The following is a 6605-nucleotide window of genomic DNA, read 5'->3' as shown; positions in this document are numbered from 1 at the left end:
CGACCCGAGCGCGACCGACGAGCCGCCCGGCCGGGCCGTGGCGATCACCCGCAGCAGCTCCGGCGCCTGCCGCTGCGCCGCCTGTATGGCCACCTGCTTGGCGGCCGCGGCCGGCGCGGCGGCGGTTGGGCCGTTCTGCGCCAGCGTCTGCAGCGCGTCGGCGGCCACGCGCACCAGGTTGCGCGCCGTCTCGAACTCCGCCTCGCCGTCGCCGCCCTCCAGCTCCCACCCCAGCATTCCCTTGGCGCCCGCGCCGATGCGCTGGCCCCACTGGGCGCCCTGCGCGCCGCCCAGCGCCCCGCCGATGGCGCCGCCCACCACGGGGAGCGCCTTGCCGGCCGCGTCCTTCAGAATGCCGCCCAGCGCCTGCCCGGCCTGCGACTGCGCAAAGCCGCGCGCCGCGCCCGCCACCCGGCTCACCAGCTTGCCCAGGAACTGCTCCAGCTCCTGCTCGCTGCTGACGGAAAGCAGCTCCGCTGCCAGCGCCATCTCGTCGGCCTCGTTCAGGACCTCGCCGTACGTTTCGCCGCTCCACCCGCCCTCGTACTCGTTCTGAAAGCTGAACTCGTTCAGGGTGCGATCCAGGTTGTGCATGGTCGTGTCTCCGTGGTCTTCGTCGTGAATGGGCCCGCGGCGGACGCCCCGCCGCGCGGATGCGGGCCCCGGGGCCAGCCGGCCCCGGGGCGGGTACGGCTACCTCAGGGCGCGGCCGCCGCGGCGCGAGGCCAGCAGCCGGTTGCGCAGGTGGAACGAGGGCTGGATGTAGCGCACGTCCGCCGAGTTGCTCACCTCCACCGCGTCGTCGGACAGGTTCACCCCCGTGGCGGTGAAGTACGAGTGGATGTAGCCCTGCACCTCTTCCTTCCAGTACCGCAGCCAGGCGACGGCGTGGTCCTGGCTTGTGATCTCCGTCCAGTTGCCGTAGCGGATGCTGAGCAGCAGCCGCTCGCCGAAGCGGGCCAGGTCGCGGAAGTGGATCACGCTGGTGTCGCCCCACCCCTGCAGGCGCTTCATGGCGTCCACCGAGCCCATCCACCCCTCCGGGTACGGCACCATCTGCCGCCCGCGCAGAAACTCGCGCATCTCCGGCCGGGCCAGCAGCCACTGCTGCATCAGCATCTCCACCCGCGCCGTCCAGGGCAGGTCGCGGAACTGGTTGTGGGCGCCCTCGGCCAGCACCAGGTGCACCTCGCGCAGCGAGTTCAGCACGGGAAAGGCGTCGGCGATCACCGTGGTGTCGGCGTCTTCGCGGTAGAAGCGCGCGGCCTGCCGCAGCAGGTTGTGGAACGCCTCCAGAAAGCGCGGGCGCGGGTCGGCCGCGCGCATCTCCGGGACGGCGCGGCCCCACAGGGTCAGGCCGTACTGGTGCGTGTACTCGTACGCCCGGCGCGCCACCGTAAGCCGCTGCGGCTCGTCGCGCAGATAGCCCCACAGAAAGCCGCTCAGCCCGCGCAGGGGGTGCAGCTCCAGCTCGGCCAGGGGATCGGGGCCGGGGCCGCCGCGGTGCACGTTCTGAAAGCGCCGGGTGATGGCCGCGGTGGTCTGCGTCAGCATCCCCTCTTCCATCCAGTAGCTCCAGATCAGCTCCAGCAGCAGCGGATGGGTGACGAACGCCCCCTCGTTCTCGCAGAAGGGCGACGCCACGGAGCCGTCGATGCGCAGCGCGCCCTGCCGGGCGATGGCCTCGAGGTAGTTGTTGCGCGAGTTGCCCAGGTACGCCCTCAGCTTCGCTTCCAGCTCGCTGACGCGGACCCCCGTGCCCAGCCGGTCGTACTCCGCGCCCACCAGGGGGTCGGAGCCCAGCACCGCGGGAGCGGCGGGGTCCCGGAGCACCCTGGCCGTCCTGGCGCCGACGGGCGGATACACGCCGGCGTGGATGAGCAGAAAGGCTTCGGTGGCCGTGCGCAGCAGCTCGTACAGCTCGCCGCCGGGGAGGTGGCGCAGCTCCGACATCCGCTTGAACATCAGCTCGCGGTCCTGGTTGGCCGCGGCCGCGTCAAAGTCCCCGCGCGCCGCGCGCTCCGCCGTCTCGCGGGTGTTGCCCGGTTCGCGGTTGCACAGCAGGTCCTCGATGAACTGCTCGTAGCTGTGGTACGAGACGGCGTCGGTGTGGGCGGCGATGGCCATCCACAGCTCCGACGTGGCCGTGTTCACCTCGCCCGCCCGGCGCAGCGTCATTCCGCGCTCGGTGGTGGACAGGGCGGGCGCGGCGCTCAGCGTCTTGGAGATGTTTTCGGTGGCCTGCACCATCCGGGTGGCCACGCCGCCCATCACGGTGGCGTTGTCCACCAGGATCTGCGCGGCGGCGGCCAGGGTGTTCTCCTCGTTCTGGTCAAAGCTGATCTTTACGGGCTGCGGCAGCCCGCCCAGGACGGGGCCCGTGGAGGCGGGCGGGCGGGGGCCGCCGTCGCCCGTGGCTTCCGTGGAAGGGCCCGTGGCGGCGGACGGGACTCCCTTTCCGCGGGACTTGCCGCCGCCCGCCTCGCGGTCCTGCCGGTGTACGCTGGTCATGACTTTCCTCGGTGGATGGGGGCGGTCAGCCCGTGATGGACAGCGCGGCCATGGCCAGGGGGCGCGTGGCGGCGTAGTCGGTGGTGTCCAGGGTGCTGCGGAGCGCCCAGTAGGTCAGCAGGTCCGCCAGCAGCCGGCTTTCCTGCTCGGGAGTGATGCCGCCGTCGGCCCGGGCCTGGCCCAGCACGGCGAACACCAGCGACGGCGCGCCGGACCGCAGGCGCGCAAAGCCGCCCCCCGCCGCGCGGTACAACGCGCGCAGCCGCTCCGGCGTGCGCTGCCCGGGGTTCATGGCCTCCGCCAGGGTGCGCCCCCGCAGCGCGCGGGGGCGAAAGGCCGCCAGCAGCCGCACGAACTCCGGCATGGTGCGCTCACACATCTCAATGTGCCGGCGCTGCTCGGGGGCCACGTCGTCCTGCAGGGGATAGAACTGCTCCCACACCCGCGACAGCTCGCCCCACTGCGGATCGGGGTACAGCGCCGCGCCCATGGCGCACGAGAGCCGCACGCGCACCCAGGGGATGGGATGGGGATCGTCCACGCTGCCGCGGAACACAAAGGCGCGCGGCAGGCTCACCACGCCCATGAGCCCCGTGGTGCTGGCCACGCCCACCCGGGCGACGGACCAGAAGTCGGCGACGATCTCGCTGATCCACCGCTCCCACAGCATCCACGCGGGGGCCAGCGGGCCGGCCGCGGCGCGGGCGCGGCCCAGGGCGGGGCGCAGCTCGTTGACCAGGTCCAGAAGGGCGGCGGCCTGGTGCCCCACTTCGTGGACCAGGGAGGAGGCGATGCCGCTCCCCACCATGCGCTCGCGGGGCACGCGGATGATGGCGACGGGGCTTTCGCCGCCGCCGGGCAGGCGGGTGCGGGCGCGGCGGATGGCGGCGCCCTGGCCCCGGTCCAGGTAGCACACCACGGGCGGGGCCTCGTACGCGCCGGGAAGGGCCAGCGCGTCCTCGGCCACCACGTCCAGCCCGGAGAGCCACACCCCCGTCTCGTGCTCGCTGCGCTGGGTGAGCACGTCGGCAAAGATGTCGAAGTGCGACAGGACGACGTTGAAGCGCATGCGCAGAAAGGTGAACCGGCGCTGCGCCTCCTGCGGGGTGCTGGCCGCGCCCGGACCCCGCAGCCAGGCCAGAAAGCGCATCACCCGCCCCCGCAGCTCGCGGCGCCCCTGGGCCAGGGCGTGCTCGATGGCGGACTGCGCCGCCGTGCTGGCCGCCGCCGCGGGAACCATGGGCTCGTGAAGGGCAAAGGGCTTCACGCGCGCCAGCCGGGTCAGCAGGGCGCGGCCCTCCTGCTCCAGCAGCCAGTGGGGGAAGGAGGAAGGCATGGCCGCTCAGGCCCCCATGAGCACGATGGCGCCGTTGCGGCGCACCCAGCGGCCGGACTGCCCCTCCGGGCCGCCGCCGAACCCGCCGCGCCCGTAGCCGCCCTGCGCCCGGCTGCCCTGGCCGCCGCGCCCCGCGCCCATGCCGCCGGACGCGAACCGCCCCGCCGCGTCGCGCGGGCGCCCGCCCATTCCGCCGCCGCACCGGCACCCGCCCGGGCGGCCCCGCGCGGCGCCCGCGGCGGCCGCGCCGCCCAGCAGCCCGGGGGCGTGCTGCGCCGCCGCGGCGAGCACGGCGTCCTTGGCCACGCGGTCCGCCGGCCCGGCCGGCATGCGCCCGGCCTGCCGCGCCGCCTCGCCGCCCAGCCGCACCAGGCGGCGGGCCACCTCGAACTCCTGGTCCGGCGGGCTCATCCCCTCCAGCTCCAGCCCCAGCGCGCGGCCGGCCATGGAGGCCAGCTTGCCGCCCACCATGCCGCCCACGCCGGGGGCCACCAGGTTGCCCAGCGCGGCGCCGGCCACGGGAAGGGCGGTGCGGGCCACATTCTTGAGCACGCCGCCCAGCGCCTGCCCCACGGGGCTCTTGATGAAGCTTCCGGCGGCCTTGATCAGCTTGCCGAAGAACTGCTCCAGCTCTTCTTCGGACTGGATGCCCAGGAGCTCGGCGGCCAGCTCCAGTTCCTGCACTTCGTCAAAAACGGCTTCGGTGTCGGATTCGCCGCTCCATTCGCCCTCGTTCAGGAACTCGAACTCGTCGGATTCCAGGGCGTCGATGCCGGCTTCCAGCTCGTTCAGGGTGCGGTCCAGCGGGTGCATGGTGCCTCCAGGGTAGGGGAAGGGAAGTGCTGCCGAACGGTCCTTCGGGCCCCCTGTAAATCACGCTTGGTGCCGCCGTAAGTCGTTGATTTTCAACACCCCCCTCCGAAGCATCCTTCGACGCCCCCGCCCAAACCCCGTTCCGCGGCGAAGCCCGCTTCGCCCCCCCTCCCGCCCCGTCAGCCGCGCCCCAGAGCCCTCGTCCACCGACAACCGGGCACCGGGCACTGTGGACTGGGCACTCCGCACTCCGCACTCCGCACTCGCCCCTCCCGCACTTCCCTGTATCCCCACAGGGCCTGCCTCTTGCCATCCCGCCCCGGAACACGTCACTTCCCCCCCGGACGGAGCAACCGAACATGGACAATCGAGGCGCGTCGGCGCTCAAGGTGATCCTCATCATCGCCGCGGTGCTGGTCACCATCGTGTTCGCCTTCTTCGGACAGCTCTACTTCGCGGGGTTCGTGGGCATCGTCGCCATCGCCATGCTGGTGATCATGCTTTTTTCCCGCGCCAAGACTCCCACGGACTGACGTCACACACCCGGCCACCATGCCCCGAATTCAACTGCAGCACCTGGCTCATGCCCGCTCCGGCGACAAGGGCGACACCGCCAACGTGGGCGTCATCGCCCTGCGCCCGGAGTTCTATCCCGTCCTGGTGGAACAGCTTACCACCGAGCGGGTGAAGGCCCACTTCGCGGGGATGGTGCACGGCGGGGTGGAGCGGTTCGAGCTGCCCAACCTGGAGGCGCTCAACTTTCTGCTGCACAACGCGCTGGGCGGGGGCGGCACTGTGTCGCTCAAGACGGACGCGCAGGGAAAGGTGTACTCCACGGCGATCCTGCGGATGGAGATCGAGGTGTCTGACGAGGTCGCCCGCCTGGCGGCGCCGGCCGCGTGACGGAGACGGCCGCGACCGTCCTGGTCCAGACGGCGGACGGCGTCCGGAGGATCACGCTCAACCGGCCGGACAAGCGAAACGCGCTCAACGCCGAGCTGATCCACGACCTCAAGGCCGCCCTCCGCGCGGCGGACGCGGACCCGGAGGTGCGCGTCGTCGCCATCGAGGGCGCGGGCACGGACTTCTGTTCCGGCGCGGACCTGTCCGCGCTGCGCCGCATTGCCGGGGCCTCCGTGATGGAGAACCTGGACGACGTGGAGGAGCTTGCGGAGCTGTTTCTGCTCCCGCGCCGCATGCGCACCCCCGTGGTGGCCTGCGTGCGCGGCCGGGCGCTGGCCGGCGGATGCGGGCTGGCGACGGCGTGCGACCTGGTGGTGGCGGCGGAATCCGCGCAGTTCGGCTACCCCGAGGTGCGCATCGGCTTCGTTCCCGCGATGGTGATGGCCATCCTGCGGCGCAACGTCTCCGAAAAGCGCGCGTTCGAGCTGATCGTGCGCGGCCATCCCATCGGGGCGGGGGAGGCGGAGCGCATCGGGCTGATCAACCACGTCTGGCGGGAAGAGGACTTCGAGGCGGAGCGCGACGCCCTGCTCGGGGATCTGGCCGGCCGCAGCGCCAGCGCCGTGCAGCTTTCCAAGCGGCTGCTGTACCACAGCGACGGGATGGGCTTTGAGGCCGCCCTGCGCGCCGGCGTGGACGTGAACGTGGTCGCGCGGATGACGGACGACATGAAGGCGGGGGTGGCCCGGTTCCTGGAGCGCGCCTGATGGTGGACCGGGTGCGGCGCACGGAGCCGGACCGGCTGCTGGAGTGGAAGGTGGGGCTCTTTTTCGCCGGCGCCCTTCTGCTGATGGCGGGGATGCTGACGGCGCGCACCGTCCTGGTGATGGCCGCCGCCGTCGTGCTGGCGGTCGGCGCGGCGATGGGGCTGGTGGACCGCGTCCGCCGCCGCCGGGCGGAAGAGGCACAGTGGGAGCAGGACGAGGACGACGACGCGCCGCGGTGACGGATGGCGGTCGAGCGGTACGGGGCCGGCGCACGA

General features: G+C 72.7%; 7 protein-coding genes and 1 pseudogene. 4 read left to right on the top strand and 4 right to left on the bottom strand.

Features of this window, described 5'->3' with window-relative positions:
- The 4 genes and pseudogenes from VF665_RS22810 to VF665_RS22795 all read right to left on the bottom strand — a co-directional run.
- Positions 1-594, bottom strand: a pseudogene (locus tag VF665_RS22810) (hypothetical protein); the annotation flags it as partial.
- Positions 595-693: 99 nt separating this feature from the next.
- A complete protein-coding gene (locus VF665_RS22805) occupies positions 694-2511 on the bottom strand; it encodes a hypothetical protein (protein WP_331055783.1) in 1818 nt (605 codons plus the stop codon).
- A 25-nt stretch (positions 2512-2536) separates the two neighbouring features.
- A complete protein-coding gene (locus VF665_RS22800) occupies positions 2537-3847 on the bottom strand; it encodes a hypothetical protein (RefSeq protein WP_331055782.1) in 1311 nt (436 codons plus the stop codon).
- Positions 3848-3853: 6 nt separating this feature from the next.
- The gene (locus VF665_RS22795) at positions 3854-4660 is read right to left on the bottom strand and encodes a hypothetical protein (RefSeq protein WP_331055781.1); all 807 of its coding nucleotides are present in this window, start codon (positions 4658-4660) and stop codon (positions 3854-3856) included.
- Between the two features lie 359 nt (positions 4661-5019).
- Between VF665_RS22795 and VF665_RS22790 the strand changes: the two genes are divergently transcribed.
- Genes VF665_RS22790 through VF665_RS22775 form a run of 4 tightly spaced genes read left to right on the top strand, consistent with a single transcriptional unit; the run spans position 5020 to position 6569 of the window.
- Positions 5020-5193 carry a hypothetical protein gene (locus VF665_RS22790; protein ID WP_331055780.1) on the top strand — a complete coding sequence of 58 codons (174 nt, stop codon included), beginning with the start codon at positions 5020-5022 and terminating at the stop codon, positions 5191-5193.
- A 19-nt stretch (positions 5194-5212) separates the two neighbouring features.
- Positions 5213-5563 carry an AtuA-related protein gene (locus VF665_RS22785; RefSeq protein ID WP_331055779.1) on the top strand — a complete coding sequence of 117 codons (351 nt, stop codon included), beginning with the start codon at positions 5213-5215 and terminating at the stop codon, positions 5561-5563.
- Positions 5560-6330: an enoyl-CoA hydratase/isomerase family protein gene (locus tag VF665_RS22780; RefSeq protein ID WP_331055778.1), complete on the top strand. Its 771-nt coding sequence runs from the start codon at positions 5560-5562 to the stop codon at positions 6328-6330. Before VF665_RS22785 ends, VF665_RS22780 begins: the two co-directional genes overlap by 4 nt.
- Entirely contained in the window at positions 6330-6569 is a 240-nt protein-coding gene (locus tag VF665_RS22775; protein ID WP_331055777.1) for a hypothetical protein, read from the top strand. Before VF665_RS22780 ends, VF665_RS22775 begins: the two co-directional genes overlap by 1 nt.
- Positions 6570-6605 lie beyond the last annotated feature (36 nt).

The sequence above is a fragment of the Longimicrobium sp. genome, assembly GCF_036387355.1.
Lineage (GTDB): Bacteria > Gemmatimonadota > Gemmatimonadetes > Longimicrobiales > Longimicrobiaceae > Longimicrobium.
Note: the sequence above shows the minus strand (reverse complement) of the source record. Positions and strands in the feature narration are given on the sequence as shown.